This window comes from Haloleucobacter albus (genome assembly GCF_052492075.1).
Map to the genome: position 1 here is coordinate 178,145 of NZ_JBQWAS010000025.1, position 26,154 is coordinate 204,298.

Here is a 26,154-nt window from a genome sequence, read left to right on the forward strand (position 1 = left end):
ATCAAAATGCGTCGATCAACTTTTGCGTGTATTACGTCTGCGAAAAGGCCAAATCGCCAGAAGAAAGCCTGAAATAAGAAGGCTGAAGGCGATCACATTTGCGTGCCCGGCCGCAAAGGGGCGGCTTTTCAAGGGCGCAGGCAGGGGGCCGTCCACAACCGTACGTACATCAAGGGGGGCGTATACGACAATTTGCCCCATGGGGCCGATAATGGCCGAAATGCCCGAATTGGCGGCGCGCACCAGTGGCATGCCCTCTTCCACGGCACGCATGCGCGCCTGTGCAAAATGCTGATAGGGGCCGGGGGTATCGCCGAACCAGGCATCATTGGTCAGGTTCAGCATCAGTTCCGGGCGCTGGGGGCCTGTCGGCATTACGGCATCGGGAAAAATAACCTCATAGCACACCAGGGGCGCAGCCAGCGGCAGGCCCGGTACATGCAGAGGGCCCAGCGCCGTTCCCGCCGCAAAGCCGCCCCGCACCTGGGTGAGCTGGCGCAGCCCCATGGCTTCCAGCGCATTCTGGAAGGGCAGATATTCGCCAAAGGGCACCAGGTGCACCTTGTCCGCATTCATGCGGACCCGGCCATTATGGTCGATGACGCGAATGGCGTTGAAAAAATGGGAGAACTGCCCCGGCGGGGGCGGGCCGTAACGCACGGCACCGGTAACCAGAGAGACATTATCCGGCAGGGCGGCGGCGATCATTTCTCCGGCCCAGGCTTCGCGCTCATAAACAAAGGGAAAAGCTGATTCCGGCCAGATCAGAACGGTCACATCCTTCAGCCCTTGCGGGGCGCGGGCCGTGGGCAGGGCGCTGAGCGCCAGATAATCCCGAAGGATCTCGCGGCTGCGGACATATTTGAATTTCTGATCTTGCGGCAAGGATGGCTGCATGATGCGCAGATGTACGCCCGGCACCATGGTGAGCGGCGTATCGCGCAGACGCGCCAGCCCCCAGCCTGCGGCCAGAACGATCAGGCCCATGGCCAGCCCCGGCCCCACCCAGCGCCGCCATCCGCCCCGGCCCGGCTCCAGCAGCAGGACAGGCGCAGAAAGGCTGAGAAGGGCGAAAAAGGTCAGGCCCCAAAGCCCCACCAGCGCGGCGCTCTGCATCAGGGCTGGAGACTGGGAGAAAGCGTAGCCGAAGCTGTTCCAGGGAAAGCCGGTCAGCACATTGCCGCGCAGCCATTCGGCCAGAGTGAGGGCCGCGGCGAAGGCAAACAGGCGTTGCCCGCCCGGCTGCCAGAACAATGCGGCCACGGCCGCGCCAAAAGCGGAGAACAGCGCCAGCCCCGCAGGCATGGCCACCACCGCAAAGGGCAGCAGCCAGCCAAAAGCGGCGGCATCCACCAGAAAGGCGGCTCCAATCCACCAGAGCGAGGCGAGAAAATAGCCGAACCCGAAAAACCAGCCCGTACCGGCAGCCGGGCGCAGTCGGGCTTTCAGGGGCGTGCTTCTGCATGCGCCATCCAGCAGCAGCACGAACAGGCCAAAGGAGAGAATCAGCGCCGGCCAGAAAGCGAAGGGCGGCATGGCTACGGCACCGATGGCTCCGGCCAGTGTGGCCACCAGGGCCCGCCCACGTCCGCCCCGTGCGCCAATGGCTCTTGTGGCGGCGGCAAGCCGGGCGGGGATGCCTACCACCCTGGCGGGCACCCGCCCAAGCCGGGCTACAGCATGGAGCGCCCGGCGCAGAAGGCCGGACGCCATCGCTCCAGCCCCTTGCCGGGCCTCGGTTCGGGCAGAGGAGGCCACCACGCTCAGCCGGTTTCGGAAGCTTCGCCCACACCCGGAAGCGTGGGAGGAATGATGCGCAGCTTTTTCACCCGTCGCGGATCTGCCTCCAGCACTTCAAGTTGATAATGGCCGGGAAGGGCGATGACCTCGCCCTTCTGCGGCACGCGCGCGGCTTCCATCACGGCCAGCCCGCCCAGACTGTCCACCTCTTCCACCGCATCCGGCGGGACAAAATCGGAGCCGACAATCTCCATCACCGTTTCCAGCGGGGTGCGGGCGTCGGCGACATAAGAGCCATCCGCCTCGCGGCTTACCAGGCTCTCGGCGATGTCGTCATGCTCATCCTCGATCTCGCCGACAATCTCTTCCACCACATCCTCGATGGAGACGAGGCCATCCGTGCCGCCATATTCATCAATGACGAGAGCGAGATGGGTGCGCGCGGCCTGCATGGATACCAGCAGATCCACGGCCGGCATGGAGGGCGGCACATAAAGCAGCCGACGCACCAGGCGGGCTTCCTCCAGCGTGCGGTTCAGGTCCACAGCGCCAAGGTCCAGCCGGCTGCCTGTTCCGGCCGTATTTTCCTCCGAGAAGACAACCCCGGCCAGAAAGGCGATGAGATCGCGGATATGGACCATGCCCACCGGGTCATCCAGCGTATCATCATAGACCACAAGGCGTGAATGGGCGGCGGAAACGAACACCTGAAGCAGTTCGCCCAGAGAGGTGTCCTTCTGCACGGCCACGATTTCGGCGCGCGGCACCATGATATCGCCAATGCCAACATCCTTCAGATGAAGGATGTTGCGCAACATCTTGCGCTCGGAAGGCGTGAATTCATTTCCCTCCTCCGGCGTTCCCGAGGCATCCAGCACGTCCACGAGATCGCTGCGCAGCGAGCCGGAAGAGCGGAAGGTGCCGAGGAGGCCCCGCAATCGGTCGAGAAAACTTTGAGGCTCGGCATCACCCGCCGGTTCGATGTGGGACATGGTCTCCTTCTTGGCCGCGCGGCTCAGTCATCCAATGGCAGGCGATAGGGATCATCAATCCCCAGACCGGCCAGGATCTGACGCTCCAGCCCCTCCATTTCTTCTGCTTCGTCGTCTTCGATATGATCGTAACCCAGAAGGTGAAGCGTGCCATGCACCACCAGATGGGCCAGATGATGTGCGCTCTTCTTGTCCTCTTCGGCGGCTTCCGCCTCAAGGGTTTCAAGAGCAATGATGATGTCGCCCAGCGGCTGGGCGATGCCTTCCGCCAGAGCTGCCTCTGGCAGATCCGCTGCGGGGAAGGACAGCACATTGGTGGGCTTGTCCATCTCGCGCCAGGCGCGATTCAACTCGCGGATATGGGCGTTGTCCGTGAAGGTGATGGCGACTTCCGCCCGCGCGGGAATATCCGCATCCGCCGCAGCCAGCGCGGCGCGGGTGGCACGTTCGGCAATGGCTTGCGCCTCAGGCAGGCGGGCCCAGTCTCCCGCCTCGGTGAGAATGTCGATCGCGATATGTGGCGCGAGAGCGGGGTTCTCGGTGTCGTCGGTTTCTGAAACGGCGGTCATGGTCAGGGCTCCTGCCCTGTGGCGGCGGCATAGCGGGCCTTGCGCCGGGCATCCGCCTCGGCCTGTTCGGCGATGCGGGCGGCATCCAGCCGGTCATAGGCGGCGACGATGCGGGCCACCAGCTCATGGCGCACCACATCTTCCGCCCGGAAGCGACTGATAGCGATGCCCTCCTGCCCATCCAGCAGGGAGACGGCTTCCGCCAGCCCGGATTTCTGCGCGCCGGGCAAGTCGGTCTGGCTGGGGTCGCCGGTGACGATCATGTGGGAGTTCTCACCCAGACGGGTAAGGAACATTTTCATCTGCATGGAGGTGGCGTTTTGCGCCTCATCCAGAATCACGGCGGCGTTGGAGAGGGTGCGCCCGCGCATGAAGGCCAGCGGCGCAATCTCGATTTCCCCGCTCTGCATGGCGCGCTCCACAAAGGCACGGTCCATCAGGTCATAAAGGGCATCATAGATGGGGCGCAGATAAGGATCGACCTTGTCCTTCATATCTCCGGGCAGGAAGCCGAGACGCTCGCCAGCTTCCACGGCCGGGCGGGTGAGGATGATGCGATCCACCATGCGCCGTTCCAGCAGATGCACGGCATAGGCCACGGCCAGCCATGTCTTGCCAGTGCCGGCCGGCCCCATGCCAAAAACCAGCGTGTGGCGCTTCAGGGCGCGGATATAGGCATCCTGTGCGGCTGTACGGGCGCGCACGGTGCGCCGGCGCAGCTGGATTTCATCGAAGTTCTGGCGCTGTGCGGCGGGGTCATAATCGAACAGCGAGCCCTGTGAGAGCACTTCGCGGATCACGCCATCGACATCGCCCTGAACCAGCTCACGGCCATTTTCCACCATGGCATAAAGCCGGTTGAGCACATCCAGCCCCTGCTCGCAGGCGGCGCGCCGCCCTTCCAGCGTGACATGGTTGCCGCGCGAATCCGCCCGGATAGCGAGTTTCTTCTCGATCCGTGCCAGATTGCGGCCATACAGGCCGAACAGGCGGGAGGCGCGCTCATTGTCGTCGAAGGCGTGCTCGATCTGCACCATGCCACGCGCCGCGCCGGCCCAAGGGTCGGCGTGGGCTGGGTCGGCGTGGGCCGGGGCCGCCGTTGTGGCGCCGGATGCGCTGGATCGTGCAGGCGGAGGGCGGTCGTATTCGCTGCCGGGTGTGCGCAAGCTTCAGGCCTCCATAGCCGCGGACGAGTGCAGACGGATAGGTGCAGCCGGCGGCGTAACCACCGCCCCGGCCAGACTGTTGGGCCCCACATCGGTGATGGTGACGGTGATGATGTCACCAATGCCTGCGGGCGGGTCGTTCACCACTACACTTTGCAGATAGGGCGAGCGACCGATGAGCTGGCCCGGCAGGCGTCCGGGCTTTTCCAGCAGAATATCGAAGGTGCGGCCGCGGCAGCTGGCGTCGAAGGCCGCCTTGGAGGCTTCCAGCGCCTTTTGCAGCACGGCGAGGCGCTCGGCCTTCAGCTCTTCCGGCACCTGCACATCATGTTCGCTGGCCGGAGTGCCGGGACGGGGGCTGTATTTGAAGGAATAGGCGCTGGCGAAGCCCACCTTCCTCACCAGATCCATCGTATCCTCGAAATCGGCGTCGGTTTCGCCGGGGAAGCCGACGATGAAATCCGAGGAGAGGGCGATATCGGGCCGGGCCTCGCGCATCTTCTCAATGATGGCGAAATATTCGTCACGCCCGTGCTTGCGATTCATCGCCTTGAGAATGCGATCGGAACCGGACTGCACCGGCAGATGCAGATAGGGCATGAGCTGGGGCAGATCGCGGTGGACGCGATAGAGATCCTCATCCATGTCGCGCGGATGGGAGGTGGTGTAGCGCAGTCGTTCCACGCCCTCCATCTGGGCCAGATGCTCCAGCAGGCGGGCCAGGCTCCATACCTTGCCATCGGGGCCTTCCCCGTGGAAGGCGTTCACATTTTGGCCAATGAGGGTGATTTCGCGCACGCCCTGATCCAGCAGCAGACGGGCTTCGGAGAGAATCTTGCCCACATCGCGGGAGACCTCGGCCCCGCGCGTATAGGGCACCACGCAGAAAGTGCAGAATTTGTCGCAGCCTTCCTGCACGGTCACGAAGGCGGCTGGCCCGCGGTTCCGGGTGGCCTTGCGGCTGGGGGCGGGCAGATGGTCGAACTTGTCCTCGATGGGGAATTCCGTATCCACCACGCGGGCGCCGCTGCTGGCCTGGCGCAGCAGTTCCGGCAGGCGGTGATAGCTTTGCGGGCCCACCACCAGATCCACCACCGGCGCGCGGCGCATGATTTCCGCGCCTTCCGCCTGGGCGACGCAGCCGGCCACGGCAATCATGGTGTCCGTACCCTGCGCCTGCTTCGCCTTGCGCAGCCGTCCAAGCTCCGAATAGACCTTTTCGGCCGCCTTTTCGCGAATATGGCAGGTGTTGAGAATCACGAGGTCCGCATCTGCCGGATCCTGCGTTTCGGTGAAGCCTTCCTTCGCCAGCGTGTCGGCCATGCGCTGGGAATCATAGACATTCATCTGGCAGCCGAAGGATTTCACATACAGCTTGCGCAGGGGCTCTGTGCCGGGCAGCGTGGAATCAGGCCCGTCATTTTCGGGCCGGGTGGTGCTCTGGTCTGCTGTGCGGGGCGCGGAATGGGGGTCTTGCATCATCGCATCTTTTGCCAGGCGGCAGATGTCTCACGTGAACATGACGCTCAGGTGACGTCAGACATATGACACCGGCTGTTTCAGAAGCCCTTATCCTACCGGCAATCGGGCCCTTTGAAAACAGGCTGGGACATGCGGATGGGGCTGGAAAACCCGATTGCGGAATGGCTTTGCGCATGCGCCATCAAGGGTTGCCTGCACGAGAAAGGGGCGCGCCGTGGCCCGCCCCTTGAATTTGCTGGGAATTTGCAATCATAAATTGCGCGTTTCCGGGCGTTTTCTCTCATCTCCCGGAAACGGCATGTGCGGTGTTCAGGCCGCTCCGGCGGCCAGTTTGGCCCGTGCCGCGCGCACGCCCGCCCCATATTCGGGGTGAACTTGTGTGAACAGCGCGATCTGTCGCTCCGCAATCTCATCCGGGATGCCATTCATGGCCGCGGCGAGGTTGGAGAAGAGGCGCTCGCGCTGGCCGGCGTCGAACAGCTCGAACAAGGCGCGGGGCTGGCTGAAATCCTCATTGCCATCGCGATGATTGTAGCGATCAGCATCGCCCGAAATCTTCAGCGACGGCTCGCGGAAGGAAGGATCTTCCACCGCTCCGCCGAAGGAGTTCGGCTCATAATAGGCGTCCACATTTCCGGTCTGCTGGCCGAAGAAACGCATCGGCCCATCCTTGTGGTAGTGATGCACCGGGCATTTGGGGGCATTCACCGGCAGATGCTCATAATGGGTGCCGAGGCGGTAGCGATGGGCGTCCGCATAGGAGAAGACGCGCGCCTGCAACATCTTGTCCGGCGAGAAATCAATGCCGGGCACCTTGTTGGAGGGCGAGAAGGCGGCCTGCTCGATCTCGGCGAAATAATTCTCCGGGTTCCGGTTCAGTTCCAGAATGCCGACATCAATCACCGGATAATCGCCATGCGGCCACACCTTGGTGAGGTCGAAGGGATTGTAGGGGGTCTTTTCGGCATCGGCCTCGGGCATGATCTGCACCTGCATCAGCCAACGCGGAAAATCACCACGCTCAATTGCGCCGAACAGATCTTCCTGCGTGGATTCGCGGGTCTGGCCCACCACATCAGCGGCTTCCGCATTGGTCCAGTGCTTGTGGCCCTGCTGGGTCTTGAAGTGGAACTTCACCCAGAAGCGCTCGCCAGCCTCATTGATGAAGCTGTAGGTGTGCGAGCCATAGCCGTTCATGTTGCGCACGCCCACCGGCAGGCCGCGATCCGAGAACAGGATGGTGACCTGATGCAGGCTCTCCGGCGAGAGCGACCAGAAATCCCACATGGCGGTGGGAGAGCGCAGATTGGTCTTCGGATGGCGCTTCTGGGTGTGGATGAAATCCGGGAACTTGTACGGATCACGGATGAAGAAGACGGGCGTGTTGTTGCCCGCCAGATCCCAGTTGCCTTCCGGCGTATAGAATTTCAGGGCGAAGCCGCGCACGTCGCGCTCGGCATCTGCTGCGCCCATCTCGCCGGCCACGGTGGAGAAACGGGCGATCATCTCCGTCTTCGCGCCGGGCTGGAGAACCTTGGCCTTGGTATATTTGGAAATATCGCCGGTGATGGTCAGCGTGCCATGTGCGCCCCAGCCCTTGGCATGCACGGTGCGCTCGGGGATACGCTCGCGATTCTGGTGGGCGAGCTTTTCCAGCAGCTGATAATCCTGCATCAGCACCGGGCCACGGGGGCCGGCGGTCTGTGCATTCTGATTGTCCGCAATCGGGGCGCCGGCGGTGGTGGTCAGGGTCGGCTTGGTCATCCTTGAGGCTCCTTCCTTCCACGGGTCCGCATGATGCGGGGAATGATGAGTGCGCGCACCATGAATTTGAATTGTGATAAGATCAAATCAGATTGCGACCGTTTTTAGATAAGATAATCTGATCCCATGCTTTCTCTGCGCCAGCTCCGCTATTTTGAAGCTCTCTCGCGCCACCTCCATTTCGGCCGGGCGGCGGAAGCATGCGCCGTGACCCAGCCGGCGCTCTCCATGCAGATCCGCGAAATGGAGCAGGCTTATGGCGTCTCGCTGGTGGAGCGGGGACGGCATGGGGTGCGTCTCACCCCTCTGGGAGACGAGGTGGCGGCACGGGCCCGCACCGTGCTGAGCGCGCTGGGAGATATGGAACTGGCCTTGCGTGGCCATGGTCGTCTGCTGGAGGGCCGGTTGCGTCTGGGGGTCATCGCCTCTGTCGCGCCCTATCTGCTGCCGCGCTTTCTGCCCCGTCTGCAAGAGGTGCATCCCGGCGTGGAAGTGTCGCTGCGCGAAAGCCTGACAGAGCATCTGGTGGACGCGCTGGTGGATGGCGAACTGGATATCGCCATCATGAGCCTGCCGCTCGAACATCCCGATCTGGACAGTGTGGAGCTGTTTGAAGACCCTTTCTTTCTCGCTCTGCCGCCCGATGCGACTGTGGCTCCTTCCGAGCCGGTCTCTCCAGAGGCGGTCTGTGCGGCGGATCTGCTGTTGCTGGAAGATGGCCATTGCCTGCGCGATCAGGCGCTGCAACTGTGCCGCAAGGTGGATGCGCGGCAGTTGCGCCGTTTCGGGGCTTCCAGCCTGAGCACGCTGGCGGAGCTGGTGGCCAATGGGCAGGGCGTGACCCTGCTGCCGGGCCTGTTCGTGGAGACCGAACGGGGGCTCGCCGCACGCCTGCGCCTGCTGCGCTTCCGGGAGCCACAGCCCAGCCGCACGCTGGGGCTGTTCTGGCGTAGAACCCTGCCTTTCCCGGAGGATATTAAGGCACTGACGGATCTGATCCGTCAGTGCCGTGTGCAGGTTGAAACCCCGGAATGAGGGGGGCGCATATAGGAGGGTGCGGACCGGCTTTCCTGAAACGGTTTCGGGTGACCATCCGCGCACGAACAGGCTCTGCTATCGCAGATAGCGCGTCAATGTACTGACATCGCCTTCCCAGATGAGGGTTTCATGCTGAAAGGCAATGTTGAGAATCATCAGTAGGGCCAGCCCTATCGGCAAGGCTACCATGCAGACGAACAGAATGGATTTGGACCAGGACATGATGTGCAATTCATGGATGCTTGTCCATGAAATACAACCATGAATAGTGCGGGTGCGCAATGTGCGCGTGGTGAGCGGCGTTCTCCGTTTTGTCAGGGTGCGACATGGCGGCATGTGGCTGTTTGGACACAGGTGATAGACGCCGGAGAGCAGGCGCAAAGTTTCCGCATCTTGTTTCCAATTTCGACACGTTTCAGAGCTACCACCGGCATCATGATGTTGCGCCAACCCTTCCTCCTTGCCGCCTTCGGGGCGTCGCTTCTTTCCGCGCCTGCTTTCGGGCAGGACGCATATGGCTCCGGCTCCGGTTATGGCGGCACGCCGCCCGGTTATTCCGACCCCTATACCCAAGGCGCGGGGGGAGCCGGAAATGACATGCAGCGCTCCCAGCTGCCTCCGCCCGGCGGCTATCAGCAGGCCCCCGGTTATGGGGCGCAGGCCAGTGCGCCGGCGCAGCAGCCTTATCAGCCCGCCGGCTACCAGCCGCCAGCCAATGTGGTGCCGCAGCAGGGCGGGTATCAGGCTTCCGCCTATGAAGAACAGCAGCGCGCCTATGGGGCGGCCTATAACCGCTCCTATGAGGAGTTGACTGGCGCTCAGCCGGCGCAGCCGCAGGGGCATGAGGCGTCAAACACGGCACCTCCGGCCGGTGTCTACGCAACGGATGCCGCGCTCGTGCCCGGTACGGATCAGGCGCCCGCCGGCCCGCGCATTGAAAATGTAGACCCTTCGGAGCCCGTGCCGGATCGTTTCCGCCGTCAGATCGTGGATTATGTGACGACACAGGCTCCGGGCACTATCGTTGTCGATACGCCCAACACCTATCTTTATTACGTGCTGGGTAACGGCAAGGCCGTGCGCTACGGCATTGGTGTGGGCCGTGAGGGATATACCTGGTCTGGGGTGCAAAAGATTTCCCGCAAGGCGGAATGGCCGGATTGGCGTCCGCCACCGGAGATGATTGAGCGTCAGCCCTATCTGCCGCGCTTCATGGCGGGCGGGCCGGGTAATCCTATGGGCGCGCGGGCGATGTATCTGGGTTCAACCCTGTACCGTATTCACGGCACGAATGAGCCGCAGACCATTGGCAAGTTCGTGTCCTCTGGTTGTATCCGCCTGTTGAACAATGATGCTGAGGATCTGTTCAGCCGGGTGAAGGTTGGCGCCAAGGTGGTGATCGCACCCATGCCGAAGACCCCCAAGCCGCAGGCTGCCGCGGCCAATATGCCGGGTCAGGCGCCCGGCGCCACAGGCTCTATTTCCGGTCTGCGCTGAGGAGTGTGCTTGTCGGCAACCCTCAGGAGAACAGGGCGCGCCCATCAGGCGCGCCTTTTTTGTTGGCCGGATAGGGCTTCACATCCGCGCCGTGTCTTGCTCTGCGTCTTGCTCCGTATGGCCACATCTTTCCTAAAAACGAACAGAGTTGATCCAGTCACCTGACGCCCGCACCGCAGCGTTCTATGATGGTTGCGCCGCCGCAAGGCTCATGAAAACGTGAGCTACGGCGCATTTTCTGTGCCGGGGTCGGCACATGGGTCGGCACATGGGCCGGCATGGTGCGGGGCGTTTCGCTTGCGGGGCAGCGTTCACGCGGAATGGAGACGGGATACATGATTATGCCGACAGGCTCGGCTGCCTTTGACAGGCTGCAATCCCTCCGGGCGAACTGGGGCTGGTTCGTCGTGCTGGGTATCATTTTCGTATTGCTGGGCTTCTTCGCGCTCAGCCGTCCGCTGCTGTCCACGCTGGCTGTCACGCTTTATGTGGGCGCGCTGCTGCTGGTCGGCGGGGTGGTGCAGGTCATCCATGCCTTCCGGGCCCGTGGCTGGGGCTCTGCCATATATTGGCTGCTGGCCGGTGTGCTCTATATCGTTGCCGGCGGTCTCACCATGTACCGGCCTGTGGCCGGGGCCAGCATCATCACCATTTTCATTGGCGCGGCGCTGGCGGTGGAGGGCATTTTCCGCCTGTTCGCCGGTTTCAGTTCCCGCGGGGGCCAGGGCTGGGGCTGGATCGTGTTTTCCGGCCTTGTCAGCCTCGTGCTGGGCATGCTCATCATTTCCGGCTGGCCGGCGGATACGGTGGAAATTCTCGGCATCTTCCTGGGTGTGGATCTGGTCTTCACCGGGGTGGGGGCCTTCTTCTTCGGCTTGTCCCTGCGCCAGCAGAAGGGCTGAGGGGGCCATTCTGCCGCACCTCGGAAAGACATGAAAAAACCGGCCGGGAGCTTGCTCCCGGCCGGTTTTTGTTTGGCCTTGTCAGGAGGGGGCGGGAGCGGCGCTCTCCTAATCCGTCGCCTTCACCCGAAACCATGCGGCATAGAGTGAAGGCACCACCAGCAGGGTGAGCGCGGTGGCCACCAGAAGTCCGCCCATGATGGTGATGGCCATGGGGCCCCAGAACACGCTGCGCGCCAGCGGGATCATGCCCAGAACCGCCGCCATGGCGGTGAGCACCACGGGCCGGGCGCGGCGCAATGTGGCCTCCACAATCGCATGATGCGGCGTGGCCCCGGCAGCGATGTCATGGTCGATCTGATCCACCAGAATCACCGTATTGCGCATAATCATGCCAGCCAGCGCGATCAGCCCCAGCAGGGCCACGAAGCCAAAGGGCTGGTTTGTCACCAGCAGGGCCGCCACCGCGCCGATCAGCCCCAGCGGAGCCGTGGCGATGACCAGCGCCAGACGCGAGAAGCTCTGAAGCTGGATCATCAGTAGCGACAGCATGACGATAATCATGATCGGGAACACCGCAGCCAGCGCCTTGTTGGCCTTGGCGCTCTCCTCGATGGAACCGCCCCGTTCAATACGGTAGCCGGGTGGCAGATCCGCAACGATGCCGGCCAGTTTCGGCTCCAGCCGCATGGTGACATCGGGCGGCTGCACGCCATCTGCCACATCTCCGCGCACGGTCAGCACCAGATCGCGGTTGCGCCGCCACAATATGGGTTCTTCCTGCGTATAGGCGATGCGCGCCAACTGCCCCAGAGGCACCGCTACCCCATTGTGGTTGGTGACGGTGAGAGCGGCCAGGTGGTCAAGATTAACCCGCTCTTCAGGCACCGCACGGGCCACGACATCAATCAGCAGATTGCCTTCGCGATACTGGGTGACGGTGTAGCCGGACAGCAGGGTTTGCAGGGTTTCGGCCAGATCCCGCGGGGTGGAGCCCAGCGCCCGTGCCCGGTCCTGATCCACGGCGAGAGTGACGGACTTGACCCGTTCACCCCAGTTCAGATGCGGGTCGATGACGGCGGGATCTGCCGCCATTACGGCGCGCACCTTCTCGGCAATATCGCGCACCATGATGGGGTCTGGCCCCAGAATGCGGAACTGGACGGGAAAGCCCACCGGCGGGCCGAACATGAAACGGTCTACCCGCACCCGCGCCTCGGGCAGGGCGCCATCGGCCACGGCTGTGTCCAGCCGGGCCTTCAGACGTTCACGCCCAGCCACATCCTTCGCCACGATGACGATCTGTGCGAAATTGGGGTTGGGCAGAACCGGGTTCAGGCCCAGCCAGAAGCGCGGCGCACCCTGGCCGATATAGGTGGTGGCGGTGGCGATATCGGGATCATCGCCCAGCAGCGCTTCAGCCTTGCGGGCCACCGCCTGTGTGGCGGCTATGGAGGTGCCCTCCGGCATCCGCATTTCCAGAAACAGCTCGGTACGGGTGGAGGTGGGGAAGAATTGCTGCTGCACGAAACCGAAGCCGAACACGGAGAGGGCGAACAGCCCCACAGTCGCGCCGATGACCGTGAGGCGATGTGCGAGGCAAAAGCCCAGCACCCGGCGCAGCAGGCGATAGAGCCGCCCGTCGCGCAGTTCATGGACAGCATGCTTGCCCTTCATCTCCGGCAGCAGCACCGTGCCGAGATAGGGGGTGAAGATCACCGCCACGAACCACGACGCCACCAGCGCGATACCCACCACCCAGAAGATGCCGCCGGCATATTCACCGGCCGAGGATTTTGCGAAGCCCACGGGCAGAAAGCCGGCCGCCGTTACCAGCGTGCCGGTGAGCATGGGAAAGGCGGTTGAGGTCCAGGCGAAGCTGGCGGCCTCAATGCGGTTCCAGCCTTCCTCCAGCTTCACCACCATCATTTCGATGGCGATGATGGCGTCATCCACCAGCAGGCCGAGCGCGATGATGAGAGCGCCGAGCGTGATGCGGTGCAGATCCATGCCGCTGGCGAACATCACCAGAAACACGATGGCCAGCACCAGCGGCACGGAGAGCGCCACCACAATACCGGAGCGAAAACCCAGCGACAGAAAGCTGACCACCAGAACGATGATGAGCGCTTCGGCGAAGGTCTTCAGGAATTCACCCACCGATTCGGCTACCACATGGGGCTGATCGGCCACCTGCACGATGTCGATACCAACAGGCAGCTCGGCCACCGCCTCGGCCATGGCGTCCTTCAGCACCTCGCCGAGAATGAGGATATTGGCTCCCTTCTCCATGGAGACGCCGATGCCGATGGCAGGCCGTCCATGCTGGCGGATGAGATAGGAGGGCGGGTCCTCATAGCCGTGGCGCACAGTGGCGATATCGCCAAGCCGCACCAGTGCGCCGCCGACATTGACCGGCACTTCGGCGATGGCGTTCGCGCCCTCAAACCCGCCGGTGAGGCGCAGATTGATGCGGTCGGCCTTGGTGTCCACCGCGCCGCCGGCCACCACGGCATTCTGGCGGGCCACGCTGTCGAAGATTTGGGCCGGGGTGATGCCAAGCGTGGCGAGGCGGGCATGGGAAAATTCGATGAAGATCCGCTCCGGCCGCTCGCCGATGAGGTCCACCTTCTCCACATCCGGCACACGCAGCAGGCGCTGGCGGATGATTTCGGCCTGACGCTTCAGTTCGGCCGGCTCCACCCCCTCGCCGCTGAGAATGTGCAGGGTGGAATAGACATCGCCATATTCATCATTGAAACCGGGGCCGATCACGCCCTGTGGCAGCTCGGCCCGCATGTCGCCGATTTTCTTGCGGACCTGGTACCATAAATCCTGCACTTGTGCGGCCGGCGTGGTGTCGGCCAGCGATACCTGGATGAAGCTGACGCCGGGGCGCGAATAACTTTCCAGCTTGTCGAGATGGGGCAGGGTCTGCAATTTCTTTTCGATCGGATCGGCGACCTGATCCTGCATCTGTGAGGCGGTCGCCCCCGGCCAGGCGACGGACACCACCATGACCTTGATGGTGAAGGAGGGGTCTTCCGCCCGGCCAAGATTGACATAGGCATAGAGCCCCGCAAGGCCCAGCAGGATCATGGCGAACAGCGTCAGCGCCCGGTGGGTGATGGCCCAGCGGGAGAGATTGAACAGGCTGGGTGGAGCCTTGTGGTCGTCCTGCTGCTCTTCCGGGGGCAGGCTGGAGGGGGCGTGGGGCGATACATTCACCGCGCATCCTCCTGAGCTGAGGCGGGGGCGTCGGTCATGACCTGCGGGGTGGCGCTCGGTGATGGCGTGGCCTGCATGGATGCTTCTTCGCCCTTGGCGGGTACAGTGCGCACCTGCTGCCCATCCTTGAGCATGTGCACGCCCAGCGTCACCACCTTCTCTCCCTCCCGAAGGCCGGAGGAGAGCAGGGCGGAGTTCTGCGTATAACCGGCGACGATCACAGGCCGGGCGGTCAGGCTCTGGTTGCCGGGCTCCACGATGAAGACATGAGCGCCATGGCCCTTGTCGAACACGGCGGAAAGCGGCACCCGCGCCACTGGTGCACCCTCGCGGGGCACAAGGGTGACGGTTGCCGTCATCCCCAGCGCCACGGTGTCGCCGGCATGGTCCAGCGTGAAGCGGGCGGGATAGGTGCGTGAGGCCGGGTCTGCCTGTGGAGAGAGTTCGCGCAGCCGGGCGGTGATGCGCTGATCCGGCGCGGCCCACAGTGTCACCATGGCATCGGCCTTGCGGGCGGCGTTCAACGCGGTTTCCGGCAGGGCGACAAGTGCCTCCTTCTCATCCAGCCGGGCCACGCGCACAATGGTTTGCCCAGTGGAAACCACTTGTCCGGGCTCGGCGGCAACCGCCACCACAATGCCATCCGCATCGGAGACGAGATCGGCATAGGAAAGGCGGTTTTCCGCCAGTTCCAGCGATCGCTTCGCCCGCTCCAGCCGGCCGACGGCTTCCTGCATGGCCAGCGATTTCCGGTCCAGCTCGGCGGCTGAGGCTACCCCCTTGGCACGCAGGGCACGATAGCGCTGATCTTCAGCGCTGGTCTGGGAAAGATTGGCTTCGGCGGCAGCCAGCTCGGCATGCGCGCTTTCCAGTTCAAGGCGTAGGTCTTCCGGGTCAATCCGCGCGATCACCGCGCCGGAGGTAACGTGATCGCCCACTTCCACATGGCGCTGAACCATTTTGCCGCCCACACGGAAGGCCAGATCAATCTCCCGGCGGGCGCGGATCACCCCCACAAAGCTTTTCTCTGCATGGCGAGGCGACAGATGCACCGTGGCCACCTGCACCGGCCGTGCCGGGGCGTCATGCTCTGCGGTGGTGTTATCCTCCCCGCAGGCGGCAAGAGTTCCGCCCAGAAGGGTGACAAGAGCCAGTGTGGCCACAAGGCGTGTGGCTCCGCTTGTGTGGTCTGGCGGAGATTGGGAGGGAGAGTTGGAAGCGGGGCAGCGCATGTTGAGAGCCATTCTCAGAATAGAGAAAAGGGAGAAGAAAAATGTCTGGCGTGTCGGGGTATCGTCACGCATCGCAGGAGGCCGGGTCTGTGTGTGGGGCGGCCCCGGCTGGCGTCGGGCGCAGCAGGGCTGGTTGTAGCGGGGTGGGCGTGCGCTCAATGGCGCGCAGGATGAAGGCGATATGGGTTTTCAGATCGCCTTCCAGATCATCACCAATATGCGCGGCCACCAGAACCGGGTGGCAGAAGCGCACACAGGAGGAGAGCAGCAGGCCCGCGACGGCTTCCGGCGCATGGGGCAGGAAGGTGCCATTCTGAAGCCCTTCTTCCAGAATGGCGGCGAGAACATCGCGAATACGGGCCTTGTGGGCTTCGATGGCGGCCCAGTTGTTCTCAATGGCCACCAGCACCATGTCGTAGACGCCGCGCTCGGTAAGAAAATTGGCCCGGTGATATTCAAATATGGAGAGATAAACCGCGGCGATCCGCTCCTGGGGACTGCCGGGCCTGTGCGCCATTCGCACCACCTCCGCCTCCACTTCGTGCAGGCTGCGTGCGCAGATGGTCGCGACAATGGCGGTCTTGGAAGGGAAGAAGCGATAGATATTGGCCGGCGACATCTCCACCGCGCGGGCAATGTCGGCCACGGATGTTTTCGCAAAACCAAAGCGGCGGAACAGATCCTCGGCAGCGCGGGCGATGCGCTCGCGGGTCTCTTCCGGGCTTTCCTTCATTCTGGGCGCCACGGCTCTCTCCTGATGAGTGAATAATTTCGTAAAACATCATTATTCATCCGGCAAGGCCGAAAGGCCGTGTGACGCAGAGTGAACGGGTTGTGATGCTGGTGCGTTGAGGTCACGATTGTGCGAAAAACCGATGCGCTGTAGGGCTTTTGGCCCATGCTGGCTACGGCCTGTGTTGCCGATCCGGCAAAATGACGTCAGAACTCAGCCATGTTGAATTGTGGTGACCCCATGTCCTCTGCCCGTTCCCTGACATCTCCCCGCCCGATGGCGACGCTTCTTGGCCTGGCCACGGCGTTGTGCGCAGTGCTGTTTCTATGTGTCGCCGTGCAGCCTGCCGCCGCCAAACCGGCCAAGCGCTCCGGCCATGTCTATCTCTTCCGCGGGCTGGCCAATGTGTTCTCACTCGGCATGGATGAGCTGGCTGACAAGCTGGAGGCGCGCGGAATCGAGGCGAGCGTATACAATCATACGTCATGGCAGTCGGTCGCGGATCAGGCGGCTGCGGAAAGCCGGCGCAACAAGGGCGCGCCCATCATTCTCATCGGTCATTCGCTGGGGGCGGATGCGGCCATTCAGGCGGCCGAGCGTCTCACCGCTCTGGGCACGCCCCCTCGTCTGGTGGTCACATTCGACCCGGTGGGGGTGAGCACGGTGGGCAGGGCGCGCGGGCGCTTCATCAATTTTTTCCAGTCCAACAATGGCTATGGCAAGAAGCTGACGGCGGAAAAGGGGTTTCGGGGCTCCATTTCCAATCGCGATCTGGCGGCGAATACGGATCTGGGCCATTTCAATCTGGACAAGTCACCCGGCCTGCATGCTGAAGTCCTGCGCCGGGTGAGCAGTATTACGCGCCCGCGCCGGGCCGCCGCCCGCCCGCGGAAGCTCTCGCCAGCACCTGTTCCGACAGCCCGGCCGGAAGAAAATGCCCATGCCAGCGCGGGCTCCGGCGCAGCCGCCCGGCAGATGTGAGATGTGGTTTTGATGACGTGGCGCTGAAAACAAGAAGGCTCCGTGCAGATCTGCACGGAGCCTTCTTGTTTGGTCGGGTGACCGGCACAGGAGCCGCTTATTTGCCGATGGCGGCCTGCATGCGCTGACGCCAGTTCTGCGCCGACATGAGGGAAGAGCTGTCCCACTGTTCGGCATTATCGGGCAGGCTGTGGAATGCGCCCTCATTGAACAGCCAGACGATGAATTGCGGCGGGTTCTGCTTGAAGCCCGGCGATTCCACATATTGCAGAAAGGTCAGCCAGGGGCCCACATTGCCGGGGTTCCAGGTGAGGGAAACCGGGCGGTCGATATCGCTTGAAAGCTTCTGGGGGAAACCCAGATAAGGCTGCACGAAGCTGTTGCCCACCACATGTACCGGGGCCGGGGCGGTATCCAGAAGGCCGGCCTGCTGCTGGGGCGCGACACGCACGGTGAAGAGTTCCGGGCCCACCTTCTTGCGGGCGTCAGGGGTGAGGAAGCGCTCGGCCAGATCGCCATAATGGCGCTGGGTCATCCAGTCTCCCAGCTTGTCGCCGGTGCCGTTCTCGCCGGCCAGCGTCACTCCGGATATCCTGATATCGGAGGCCACCGCATCCGCGGCTGCTTCGGCCGCCCAGGCCGTCCAGTGATAATCTGCGCGATAGAAGCTGGTCTGCTTGCCGATCTGCACGCTTTTCAGGGGCGGGCGCATATCCACCACATCCACGCCCTGCTGCTTCAGGGCGGCCATGATGGTGTTGTACTGGGGCTCCACCGCATCGGAGATTTGTGCGTCATCTGGCAGCTTGTCGCGATGAAAACGAGCCTTCAGTGGTGCGACGATGGTGATGAGGCGGATATTGCGCGCCGCCAGCGCCTTGCTGGTGTCGCCGATCAATGCGGCAGCGGCCTCGATGCCGGCCTGATCGGATGTGGTCAGGCTTTCCCAGCCGGGGAAGAGCCAGCCATTCTTGCCGTGAATGATGGATTCGCCCTGCGCCATGGCGGGGGTTGCGCCCGGCAGGGAAAGGCTCATGGCCAGCGCGCCGGCCCCGAGAGCGCCCAGCATGTGGCGGCGTGTGATGGGCTTGTGTGGAAGACCCGTCTTCATGTGTCCTCTCCCAGAAATGTCCGTTCAGCCTCGGTGGGGGCTTGGGTGAGTGTGCGCAGGGGAAATTCCCACACCACAAGGCGTGTCTGCTTCAGCGCCTCCGGCTGGTTCATCAGCACATCCAGCAGCGCGCCGGCGAAGCCGCTGCCATCCCGGCTTTTCTGCGCCACCTCGCGGCGGCTGGCGTTTTGTAGAAAATCAATGAAGCCGGAACGCAGCGAGAAGGATGAACCCGCCAGAATGACACTGGGTGCAGGCACATCGTCCAGCAGGCTACCAGTGCGGGCAATGTGGGCGGAAATTGTGGCGACATGATCCGGCTCCGGGCCGGACCATGTCCAGGATTTGGACAGTCCGGCGAGGCGCATCAAATCTCCGGGGCGCGGTTCCGGCGGGCTGGAGGTCAGGGACACGCCGGTTGCGCCCGGACCGAGCCTGTCTGAAATGGCGTGCGCCACAAGCTGTGCCGTATGCCGGGCCCCCTCCGCATTCCAGTGGGTATCCGTTCGCAGAAAGCCGGGAGAGGGCCAGCCTTTACCCATGGCGATGCTGTTGAGGCCGAGTTCGCGGCTCTGGCGGTTCCATATTTCCAGCCGGCCGGCCGCCTGCGCCGATACGGGCAGGCCACACAATTGCTCATGCGCCAGATCCGCCTTGTCGCGGATAGGCAACACAAGCAGTTCGACGCCGTGCGTGGCCAGTATGTCGCGGATCTTGCGGGCCAGACGGGCATGGGTTGCGATATGTTTATCGCCATGTGGGGTCTCGGCCAGTTCTTCGGCAAGGAAAAGCCAGCCGGAGCAGCCAGAGCGGACCTGCGGCCCGGCATCATCCAGCACCATATAGGAGAGGCCGGAGGCGATGGAATCGAGCTGCGGTGTGCTGGGCAGGGCAGCGATCACGCTGCGGTCCACCACGCCGGAGAGGCGGCCATTGAGAATGTTCTGCCAGCTGGCCGCCGCAACAATGGATGCGCCAGCCGGCCCGGCCAGATGCGCCACCACATGGCCAAGCCCTGCGAACATCAGCAGCAGAAAGGCCAGAGTGGCGAGGATGCGGGCGAGATGAGCCATGTCCGCCTCCTCAGAACTGGAAATAGAGGAAGGGCACCACGGTTCGCCCCTGCAACACAAAAACCGCGAACAGGAACAGCAGCGGTGCGCTCCAGGCCCGCAGCATATGGCCGGGTTCCGGTGCGGCCGGGTCGATCCGCAGCAGCAAGGGCAGATAGACCAGCCCGATGCCCAGAAGATAGGCGAGCACAATAATGGGGCGGAACACCACCGCCAGCGCCGGAGACAGGCCAAAGCCATTGGCCCCGGAAAGGCCCTGCATCATCACGCCCATTTCATCCCAGCTTGCGGCGCGGAACAGCATCCAGCCCAGCAACACGCACAACAGCATCAGCATATGGGCGATGGCGCGGGGCGGGGCAGGAAGAGCCAGGCTTTTCCAGATCCGCTCCCATGAGAGCACGCAGCCATGCCACAGGCCCCAGACCAGAAAGGTCCAGCTGGCCCCATGCCACAGGCCGCCCAGCCCCATGGTGATGAGCAGGTTGAGGCAGATGGCCGGAAGCTTCTTGCCCCGGCTGCCGCCCAGCGGAATGAACAGATAATCCCGCAGCCAGCTTGAAAGGGAGATATGCCAGCGCCGCCAGAACTCGGTGACTGAAGTGGCCAGATAGGGGTTGTCGAAATTCTCCGGGAATTTCAGCCCCACCATCAGCCCCAGCCCGATGGCCATGGCGCTGTATCCGACGAAATCGAAGAAGAGTTGAAGGCCGAAGGCCGTCACCACCAGCGCTACATCCAGCGTGGTGGGGGCGGCGAGGCTGTAGCCGGCATCCACCAGCGGGGCCAGCGTATCGGCGATGAGCACCTTCTGGGCAAAGCCGAACATGAAGCGTTCCACGCCGAACATGAATTCGGCGCGCTGGAAGGTGCGCTCCTTCAGGCGTCGGGCTACCCATTTGTAGCGCACCACCGGGCCCGCCACGAGATGGCCGAACATGGACTGGTAGGTGGCGTAATTCACGAAGGAGGGTTCGGCCGGCACGGTGCGGCGATACACATCCATGGAATAGGAGATGGCCCCGAACACGAAGAAGCTGAGGCCGATGGGCAACAGCACATCCTCCCAGCCCCAGACCGAGGCGGTGACGGCCTGACCTGTGGCCACCATCATGTTGGCATATTTGAACCACAGCAGCGAAGCCAGCGGCCAGGAGATGCCAGCCAGCATGGCCATGCGTCTTCGGCCCTCATCCTGCGCCTTCGCGATCCACAGGCCGGTGACCCAGGACCAGATGGCGATGGAGACGATCAGCGGCAGGAAATCCGCCCGCCACCAGGCATAGAACAGCCAGGAAAAGGCGAGGATGACCAGATTGCGCGCCGCACCCGGTGTCAGGGCATAGGCCAGCAGGAAGACCGGCAGGAAGAGAAACAGAAAGCTGTCGGATGCGAAGACCATGATGCGCCCCTCACTCGGGGGCGCCGTGATAGGGTTCGGTCTCGTCCCGCTGGCCCTTCAGCTCCGGGCCGGAGGGGCCTTCCAGGAGAAACAGGCTGAAATGGTCGCCCGCCTTCAGGGGAGGGAGCTGGAATGCTGGGGTTTCTGTGTTGCCGCAGCGGCCCACCAGCCGTGCCTCGATGGGGTTGATGGCGCGGGAACGGGTTTCGTCCGTGGCCAGCCCGTCAAACACGGTGGGGCCCTTCTCGACAGCCACCGCACCCTTGCAGCCCGGCACCAGATTATAGACGCGCAACTGGGCCTTCAGGTCATTTCGGGCATCCGTGCCATCGGCAATCAGGCGGGCCGAGCCGTTCGCTCCAATCACGATGGTGGAGAAGCTGTCCGCCGCCGGTGTGGGTGTGCCTTGCACGGCCTTGCCATCCAGCGCGATGGTCACCGGAGCGCCGCCCTTGACTACACGATAGATGGTGGCCACCTCGCCGGGGGTGACCTGTGCGGTGGCGTCGCCAAAACGCACTGCGCCAGCCGGTTGTGGCGGCACGATCCGCACATAGGCGGAGCCGGCCGGCGGACGGGGCGCGTAAAGGCGTGTGAGTTCCTGCGCCAGGCTTGTCGTGGCCGGGGCCATGAGCAAAAGGGCGGCGAGAACGAGACGTGTGATCCTCATGTCGAGCTGACCTGCGGGAGGCGGCCGGTAGGAAAAACACGGGTCCGGCGAGGTGGGGGGACAAGGTGGGCGAGGTGGGGGCAAGCGCCCGTACATCGGCACATGCTCTAACACCCGGAGGCTTGGCCTGTATAGTCAGGCTGTTCCATGCGAATGGCGCCGGCCTGTGCGGGTTGAGGGCCGGGCTGGTTATCGCGCCATGATGGATCATCAGGCTGTCACAAGAGTGTTCTCAACTTGTGATAGTAATTATACGGCAATAAGCTCGAACAAGCGGGCGAGGGCTGAGGGGGTCAGCCTTCAGCCCGGCGGGGCGCATGGCGGCGCTGGTAAGCCGGGGCTGGAAGCAGGAAGCTGCACTGGCGGGCTTTGAGTGGTTCTGGTGGGGCATGAACACGGGCAGCTTTCAGGCAGAAGATGACGCAAGGCTCGCTTTCTCCGATATCGGGGAAGGGTGGCCGCTGCTGGCGCTGGCCGGCTTTACCCGCAATGGGCGCGATTTTGATTATCTGGCGCACCATCTGCCGGATATCCGCTTGATTCGTCTCGACAGCCGTGGTCGGGGAGAATCAGAGTGGACGGGCGCTGAAACCTACAATGTGCTTCAGGAAACCCGTGACGCGCTGGCCTTGCTGGATCATCTGGGTGTGGAGCGCACCGCTGTCATCGGCTCTTCCCGCGGCGGGCTTCTGGGCATGATGATGGCCATGATTGCCCATGAGAGGGTTGTCGGCTTGTGCCTGAACGATGTGGGCCCGGTGATGGAGCGGGCCGGGCTGGAGCGGCTGGGCACCTATATTGGCATCGAACCGGCGGTTGATACGCTGGAGGAAATCGCCGACCGCATGCCGGCAGCCATGCCGGGCTTCGACAATGTGCCTGAGTTGCGCTGGGAGCAGGAGACCATCCGTCGCTATATCCAGACCAGCCGTGGGGTGAAGCTGCCCTATGACCCGGAATTGCGCACCTCTTTCAATACTGCCCTGGCCTCTGCTCCTCCAGATGCCTGGCCCTTGTTTGATGCCTGTGCGGGGATTCCGCTGGCGCTGGTCCGCGGCGCCAATTCGGATGTCTTGAGCAGCGCCGCCGCCGATGCCATGCAGGCCCGCCGCCCGGACATGATCCGTGTGGATGTGCCGGACAGAGGGCACCCTCCCTTTCTGGATGAGCCGGAAGCTCTTGTGGTCATCAAGGCGTGGCTCAAGACGTGTTTTGCCGCAGAGGCGGAGCAGCCGCGCATGCGCGTCGCGGCGGGCTGAGCACGTTCAGCGCCGCTGCTTCATCTGGGTATCAGCTCTTTTGCAGTGGTGAGAGCCAGCCCCCCAGTTCCTGCTCCACAATATGGGCCAGCACATCAAGGCCGGCGGGGCTGTCATTCAGGCAGGGCAGGGCGGCAAATTGTTCTCCGCCATGTTCAAGAAAATAATCCCGGTTCTCGACGCCGATCTCTTCCAGTGTTTCCAGGCAATCTGCCACAAAGCCGGGGGTGAGCACGGCCAGCCGTTTCACGCCCTGCGCGGCCAGCGCCTTCACGGTTTCATCCGTATAGGGGGTGAGCCATTCCTCGCGCCCGAAACGGGACTGGAAGGTGAGACGCAGGCGATTTTCATTCAGCCCCATGCGGGCGCGCAGCAGGCGCATGGTTTCCCGGCAGTGATCGGCATAGGGCTCGCCCTTCTCGACATAGGATTTCGGGATGCCGTGGAAGGAGGCGAGAATCACCTCCGGCTCGAAATCCAGCGCCGCGAGCTGGCTTTCCAGATTTTGCGCCAGCGCCTCAATATAGGCCGGGTCATCAGGCCAGGGCGGAGCAATGCGCAAAGCAGGCTGGCGGCGCATGGTTTTCAGCACATCAAATGTGGCGTCGCCCACCGTGGCGGTGGTGGCGGCGGCATATTGCGGATAGAGCGGCACCACCAGAATGCGCGCGCAGCCCTGTGCCTCCAGCGCCTTGATGCGCGAGGCGATGGAGGGGTTGCCATAGCGCATGGCGAAATCTACGCGGATGCGCGGGTCCAGCGCGTTCAGGCGGGGAGCGAGTTTTTCGGCCTGCGCACGGGTGATGGTGAGCAGGGGGCCTTCATCCCGCTCCGTGTTCCAGATGCTGGCATAATCACGCCCCTTGGGGCCGGGGCGCACCGTGAGGATGATGGCGTTGAGCACCACCCACCACAGCAGGCGGTTTACCTCGATCACCCGCCGGTCTGAAAGAAACTCCTTCAGATAGCGGCGCATCGACCAGTAATCGGTGCCATCGGGTGTGCCGAGATTGACCAGCAGCACACCAATAGGCGAACCGGCGCTGCCCCATGGCGGGGTGGCGTGGGCCGATGTGGAGGAAACGGACGAATCGGGCGGCGTGGATGTCGCTTTCATGGTGCGAGCATACTGTTTTCGCTGCCGGTGGGGCAGATTTCTGCACGGCTCCACTATGGCGAAAGAGCGCACGGATGCGCGAGCGCCAAGAACCGTAATATGAGACAGAATGATGGAAATTAAGCTTCGCTAGCCTTGGTCCAGCCTTGCATCTTCTCAGCAGAGAAGAGGGGGATGGTGGGCGCGACAGGGATTGAACCTGTGACCCCTACGATGTCAACGTAGTGCTCTCCCGCTGAGCTACGCGCCCCAACCCCGGGAAGCGCCTCTATAGAGGCTCTCTTCGCCGGAGGCAAGGGGTATTTGCAGATTTCAGGCCGCCGCGAGCATTTTTCCCACTTCGGCGACAAGATCCCGAAGATGGAAGGGCTTGGACAGCACCTTGGCTTCGGCGGGGGCTTCATTATCGGCGTTCAGCGCCACTGCGGCGAAGCCGGTGATGAACATCACCTTCAGGTCAGGATCAAGCTCGGTCGCGCGGCGCGCCAGCTCGATACCATCCATCTCCGGCATCACGATATCGGTCAGCAGCAACTCGAAGGGTTCTTCACGCATCCGCTCATAAGCGGATTTGCCATTGTCGAACGATGCCACCGAGTAGCCGGCATTTTGCAACGCGCGCACCAGGAAGCGCCGCATGTCATTGTCATCTTCGGCGAGCAGGATTTTGGACACGCCATTTCCCCTGATTGTTTCACAACGTGCCCCGCCGCAACGCCGGAGCCACCTCTGATCTGTCTGCATGAATCAGGTAAATTCGAAGTGAAAGCTCTTCGGGCCTTCACAAGGCCGCCAAAAGGGGGCCATCATATGGAGAGTACAGGGCTTTTTTGAATTCTTCCGGTGTGTGCGGTATCCCATGACAGCCTCTCTTGCTGACAAAATTGATCCGGCCTTTGAAATTCAGGGCGTGCGAGAGGGCATGGGGCCATTCGTTTTCAATTCTCCGCATTCCGGCCGCATCTATCCGCGCCGCTTCGTGGAAGAGGCCCGGCTGGACTTCCCGTCTCTGCGCCGCTCGGAAGATTGTTTCGTGGATGAGCTGTTCGCCGATGTGGTGCAGGAGGGGGTGCCCTTCATGCGGGCGCTGTTTCCCCGCGCCTTTCTGGACCTGAACCGCGAGCCCTATGAGCTGGACCCGCGCATGTTTGAAGGGCGGCTGCCCTCTTATGCCAATACACGGTCACTTCGGGTTGTCAGCGGGTTGGGCACCATTGCCCGCGTGGTGGGCGATGCGCGGGAGATCTATACCCGGCGGCTGTCTCTGGAGGAGGGGCTGGCGCGGATCGAAACCTATTATAAGCCTTATCACAAGGCATTGAGGGCTTTGCTGTCGCAAGTGCAGGGGCAATGGGGCGTGGCGGTGCTGGTGGATTGCCACTCCATGCCCTCCACCTCCTTGCGTGGCTCAGCCGTGAATGCGGATTTCGTGATTGGAGACCGTTTCGGCACGAGTTGCAGCGCCTTGGTGAGTGATGCACTGGAACGGGAGCTGGTGGCGGCCGGATATTGCGTGTTGCGCAACAAGCCCTATGCGGGCGGTTTCATCACCGAACATTATGGCCGCCCCGCCACGGGCCTGCATGCTGTGCAGATCGAGGTGAACCGGGGCATCTATATGGATGAGGCGCATTATCTGCACAGTTCTCGTTTCACACGGGTAAGGGCGGATATTGCGCAGGCCATGTCTCGCGTTCTGGCGCTTGTGCGCAGCGGCCTTGCGGCTCCGCGCGCCGCTGCGGAATGAGCTAAAACACGCATATGGCAATGCATTGCGGTGTTCGGAGCGGAAAATGTCAATAATTTGAAAAACTGCCTTGCGTTTTTTGAATGGCAGATATACGAATTTTGTCATGTCAGCAGGGCATGGCCCCGCAGCGTTGCTTTTGTGCTCATGGAGCGCAGGTGTGCAGAGGGGTTCCGGCGAAAGGGCCGGGTGCAGTGCAGACAGGTTTTCAGGAAGCCGAAAGGTTGGGCTGGAAGCCGGGGCAAACACCGCAATAAGGTGGCCCAAAAAAGAAAGGGGCCGTCCGCGTTGGCGAACGGCCCAAGTCTAGGGAGGAAACGCCCAAGGAGGGCAGCGACAAAGCGACGCCAATCGCCATGTCGCAATGCAAAAATGCCCTTGGCGTTGCCGAAAATCAAGTGTCGGTTTGTCGCACCCTGCATAATTTTTGCAACCTCTTGTTTTTCAAGGG

General features: G+C 62.9%; 22 protein-coding genes and 1 tRNA gene. 6 read left to right on the top strand and 17 right to left on the bottom strand.

Annotation, left to right across the window (positions count from 1 at the left end):
- Positions 1–15: 15 nt before the first annotated feature.
- From lnt to ACT6QH_RS08185, 6 genes are all read right to left on the bottom strand, one after another.
- Positions 16–1,713, bottom strand: coding sequence for an apolipoprotein N-acyltransferase (lnt, locus tag ACT6QH_RS08160; protein WP_444974315.1), 1,698 nt, complete (start codon positions 1,711–1,713; stop codon positions 16–18).
- 50 nt (positions 1,714–1,763) lie between these two features.
- Positions 1,764–2,732: a hemolysin family protein gene (locus tag ACT6QH_RS08165; protein WP_444974316.1), complete on the bottom strand. Its 969-nt coding sequence runs from the start codon at positions 2,730–2,732 to the stop codon at positions 1,764–1,766.
- Between the two features lie 23 nt (positions 2,733–2,755).
- Positions 2,756–3,301, bottom strand: a complete 546-nt coding sequence (gene ybeY / locus ACT6QH_RS08170; RefSeq protein ID WP_444974317.1) for an rRNA maturation RNase YbeY — start codon at positions 3,299–3,301, stop codon at positions 2,756–2,758.
- Between the two features lie 2 nt (positions 3,302–3,303).
- A complete protein-coding gene (locus tag ACT6QH_RS08175) occupies positions 3,304–4,338 on the bottom strand; it encodes a PhoH family protein (RefSeq protein ID WP_444974354.1) in 1,035 nt (344 codons plus the stop codon).
- Between the two features lie 132 nt (positions 4,339–4,470).
- Complete coding sequence (miaB, locus tag ACT6QH_RS08180) at positions 4,471–5,946, bottom strand: tRNA (N6-isopentenyl adenosine(37)-C2)-methylthiotransferase MiaB (protein WP_444974355.1); 1,476 nt, start codon at positions 5,944–5,946, stop codon at positions 4,471–4,473.
- A 312-nt stretch (positions 5,947–6,258) separates the two neighbouring features.
- Complete coding sequence (locus ACT6QH_RS08185) at positions 6,259–7,713, bottom strand: catalase (protein ID WP_444974318.1); 1,455 nt, start codon at positions 7,711–7,713, stop codon at positions 6,259–6,261.
- Positions 7,714–7,839: 126 nt separating this feature from the next.
- Between ACT6QH_RS08185 and ACT6QH_RS08190 the strand changes: the two genes are divergently transcribed.
- Positions 7,840–8,748 (top strand): hydrogen peroxide-inducible genes activator, encoded by a 909-nt coding sequence (locus ACT6QH_RS08190; RefSeq protein ID WP_444974319.1) that lies wholly within the window; start codon positions 7,840–7,842, stop codon positions 8,746–8,748.
- 78 nt (positions 8,749–8,826) lie between these two features.
- On the opposite strand, the gene ACT6QH_RS08195 is transcribed toward ACT6QH_RS08190, so the two are convergent.
- Positions 8,827–8,973 (bottom strand): hypothetical protein, encoded by a 147-nt coding sequence (locus ACT6QH_RS08195; protein ID WP_444974320.1) that lies wholly within the window; start codon positions 8,971–8,973, stop codon positions 8,827–8,829.
- A 213-nt stretch (positions 8,974–9,186) separates the two neighbouring features.
- Here ACT6QH_RS08195 and ACT6QH_RS08200 point away from each other — a divergent pair, with 213 nt between their 5' ends.
- Positions 9,187–10,248 carry a L,D-transpeptidase gene (locus ACT6QH_RS08200; protein ID WP_444974321.1) on the top strand — a complete coding sequence of 354 codons (1,062 nt, stop codon included), beginning with the start codon at positions 9,187–9,189 and terminating at the stop codon, positions 10,246–10,248.
- A gap of 335 nt (positions 10,249–10,583) precedes the next feature.
- The gene (locus ACT6QH_RS08205; protein ID WP_444974322.1) at positions 10,584–11,150 is read left to right on the top strand and encodes an HdeD family acid-resistance protein; all 567 of its coding nucleotides are present in this window, start codon (positions 10,584–10,586) and stop codon (positions 11,148–11,150) included.
- A gap of 108 nt (positions 11,151–11,258) precedes the next feature.
- Here the strand turns inward: ACT6QH_RS08205 and ACT6QH_RS08210 are convergent, their stop codons facing one another.
- The 3 genes from ACT6QH_RS08210 to ACT6QH_RS08220 all read right to left on the bottom strand — a co-directional run bounded on the left by ACT6QH_RS08210 (position 11,259) and on the right by ACT6QH_RS08220 (position 16,355).
- Positions 11,259–14,303 carry an efflux RND transporter permease subunit gene (locus ACT6QH_RS08210; protein ID WP_444974356.1) on the bottom strand — a complete coding sequence of 1,015 codons (3,045 nt, stop codon included), beginning with the start codon at positions 14,301–14,303 and terminating at the stop codon, positions 11,259–11,261.
- A gap of 71 nt (positions 14,304–14,374) precedes the next feature.
- Positions 14,375–15,610 (bottom strand): efflux RND transporter periplasmic adaptor subunit, encoded by a 1,236-nt coding sequence (locus ACT6QH_RS08215; RefSeq protein WP_444974323.1) that lies wholly within the window; start codon positions 15,608–15,610, stop codon positions 14,375–14,377.
- Between the two features lie 64 nt (positions 15,611–15,674).
- Entirely contained in the window at positions 15,675–16,355 is a 681-nt protein-coding gene (locus ACT6QH_RS08220) for a TetR/AcrR family transcriptional regulator (RefSeq protein WP_444974324.1), read from the bottom strand.
- A 228-nt stretch (positions 16,356–16,583) separates the two neighbouring features.
- Between ACT6QH_RS08220 and ACT6QH_RS08225 the strand changes: the two genes are divergently transcribed.
- On the top strand, positions 16,584–17,324 hold the full coding sequence (locus ACT6QH_RS08225; RefSeq protein ID WP_444974325.1) for a thioesterase domain-containing protein: 741 nt from the start codon (positions 16,584–16,586) through the stop codon (positions 17,322–17,324).
- A 97-nt stretch (positions 17,325–17,421) separates the two neighbouring features.
- Here the strand turns inward: ACT6QH_RS08225 and ACT6QH_RS08230 are convergent, their stop codons facing one another.
- The 4 genes from ACT6QH_RS08230 to ACT6QH_RS08245 are packed head-to-tail and all read right to left on the bottom strand — an operon-like array spanning position 17,422 to position 21,580.
- On the bottom strand, positions 17,422–18,435 hold the full coding sequence (locus ACT6QH_RS08230) for an alginate O-acetyltransferase AlgX-related protein (protein ID WP_444974326.1): 1,014 nt from the start codon (positions 18,433–18,435) through the stop codon (positions 17,422–17,424).
- Positions 18,432–19,508, bottom strand: a complete 1,077-nt coding sequence (locus ACT6QH_RS08235; RefSeq protein ID WP_444974327.1) for an alginate O-acetyltransferase AlgX-related protein — start codon at positions 19,506–19,508, stop codon at positions 18,432–18,434. The genes ACT6QH_RS08230 and ACT6QH_RS08235 overlap by 4 nt, the downstream gene beginning before the upstream one ends.
- Before the next feature lie 10 nt (positions 19,509–19,518).
- The gene (locus ACT6QH_RS08240) at positions 19,519–20,910 is read right to left on the bottom strand and encodes an MBOAT family O-acyltransferase (RefSeq protein ID WP_444974328.1); all 1,392 of its coding nucleotides are present in this window, start codon (positions 20,908–20,910) and stop codon (positions 19,519–19,521) included.
- A 10-nt stretch (positions 20,911–20,920) separates the two neighbouring features.
- Entirely contained in the window at positions 20,921–21,580 is a 660-nt protein-coding gene (locus tag ACT6QH_RS08245) for an alginate O-acetyltransferase AlgF (RefSeq protein ID WP_444974329.1), read from the bottom strand.
- A 317-nt stretch (positions 21,581–21,897) separates the two neighbouring features.
- Between ACT6QH_RS08245 and ACT6QH_RS08250 the strand changes: the two genes are divergently transcribed.
- A complete protein-coding gene (locus tag ACT6QH_RS08250; RefSeq protein WP_444974330.1) occupies positions 21,898–22,839 on the top strand; it encodes an alpha/beta fold hydrolase in 942 nt (313 codons plus the stop codon).
- A gap of 31 nt (positions 22,840–22,870) precedes the next feature.
- Here ACT6QH_RS08250 and hemH read toward each other — a convergent pair whose 3' ends face one another.
- The 3 genes from hemH to cpdR all read right to left on the bottom strand — a co-directional run bounded on the left by hemH (position 22,871) and on the right by cpdR (position 24,631).
- Positions 22,871–23,956 carry a ferrochelatase gene (gene hemH, locus ACT6QH_RS08255; protein WP_444974331.1) on the bottom strand — a complete coding sequence of 362 codons (1,086 nt, stop codon included), beginning with the start codon at positions 23,954–23,956 and terminating at the stop codon, positions 22,871–22,873.
- Positions 23,957–24,131: 175 nt separating this feature from the next.
- Positions 24,132–24,206: transfer RNA gene (locus tag ACT6QH_RS08260), tRNA-Val, on the bottom strand.
- A gap of 62 nt (positions 24,207–24,268) precedes the next feature.
- On the bottom strand, positions 24,269–24,631 hold the full coding sequence (gene cpdR, locus ACT6QH_RS08265) for a cell cycle two-component system response regulator CpdR (RefSeq protein ID WP_444974332.1): 363 nt from the start codon (positions 24,629–24,631) through the stop codon (positions 24,269–24,271).
- A gap of 184 nt (positions 24,632–24,815) precedes the next feature.
- Between cpdR and ACT6QH_RS08270 the strand changes: the two genes are divergently transcribed.
- Entirely contained in the window at positions 24,816–25,703 is an 888-nt protein-coding gene (locus tag ACT6QH_RS08270; RefSeq protein ID WP_444974333.1) for an N-formylglutamate amidohydrolase, read from the top strand.
- The last annotated feature ends 451 nt before the right edge of the window (positions 25,704–26,154 follow it).

Bases quoted from the DNA above. Each gene is read 5' to 3' on its own strand.
- lnt (WP_444974315.1), bottom strand. From the start codon at position 1,713: ATGGCGTCCGGCCTTCTGCGCCGGGCGCTCCATGCTGTAGCCCGGCTT.
- ACT6QH_RS08165 (WP_444974316.1), bottom strand. From the start codon at position 2,732: ATGTCCCACATCGAACCGGCGGGTGATGCCGAGCCTCAAAGTTTTCTC.
- ybeY (WP_444974317.1), bottom strand. From the start codon at position 3,301: ATGACCGCCGTTTCAGAAACCGACGACACCGAGAACCCCGCTCTCGCG.
- ACT6QH_RS08175 (WP_444974354.1), bottom strand. From the start codon at position 4,338: ATGGTGCAGATCGAGCACGCCTTCGACGACAATGAGCGCGCCTCCCGC.
- miaB (WP_444974355.1), bottom strand. From the start codon at position 5,946: ATGCAAGACCCCCATTCCGCGCCCCGCACAGCAGACCAGAGCACCACC.
- ACT6QH_RS08185 (WP_444974318.1), bottom strand. From the start codon at position 7,713: ATGACCAAGCCGACCCTGACCACCACCGCCGGCGCCCCGATTGCGGAC.
- ACT6QH_RS08190 (WP_444974319.1), top strand. From the start codon at position 7,840: ATGCTTTCTCTGCGCCAGCTCCGCTATTTTGAAGCTCTCTCGCGCCAC.
- ACT6QH_RS08195 (WP_444974320.1), bottom strand. From the start codon at position 8,973: ATGTCCTGGTCCAAATCCATTCTGTTCGTCTGCATGGTAGCCTTGCCG.
- ACT6QH_RS08200 (WP_444974321.1), top strand. From the start codon at position 9,187: ATGATGTTGCGCCAACCCTTCCTCCTTGCCGCCTTCGGGGCGTCGCTT.
- ACT6QH_RS08205 (WP_444974322.1), top strand. From the start codon at position 10,584: ATGATTATGCCGACAGGCTCGGCTGCCTTTGACAGGCTGCAATCCCTC.
- ACT6QH_RS08215 (WP_444974323.1), bottom strand. From the start codon at position 15,610: ATGCGCTGCCCCGCTTCCAACTCTCCCTCCCAATCTCCGCCAGACCAC.
- ACT6QH_RS08225 (WP_444974325.1), top strand. From the start codon at position 16,584: ATGTCCTCTGCCCGTTCCCTGACATCTCCCCGCCCGATGGCGACGCTT.
- ACT6QH_RS08230 (WP_444974326.1), bottom strand. From the start codon at position 18,435: ATGAAGACGGGTCTTCCACACAAGCCCATCACACGCCGCCACATGCTG.
- ACT6QH_RS08235 (WP_444974327.1), bottom strand. From the start codon at position 19,508: ATGGCTCATCTCGCCCGCATCCTCGCCACTCTGGCCTTTCTGCTGCTG.
- ACT6QH_RS08240 (WP_444974328.1), bottom strand. From the start codon at position 20,910: ATGGTCTTCGCATCCGACAGCTTTCTGTTTCTCTTCCTGCCGGTCTTC.
- ACT6QH_RS08245 (WP_444974329.1), bottom strand. From the start codon at position 21,580: ATGAGGATCACACGTCTCGTTCTCGCCGCCCTTTTGCTCATGGCCCCG.
- ACT6QH_RS08250 (WP_444974330.1), top strand. From the start codon at position 21,898: ATGGCGGCGCTGGTAAGCCGGGGCTGGAAGCAGGAAGCTGCACTGGCG.
- hemH (WP_444974331.1), bottom strand. From the start codon at position 23,956: ATGAAAGCGACATCCACGCCGCCCGATTCGTCCGTTTCCTCCACATCG.
- ACT6QH_RS08270 (WP_444974333.1), top strand. From the start codon at position 24,816: ATGACAGCCTCTCTTGCTGACAAAATTGATCCGGCCTTTGAAATTCAG.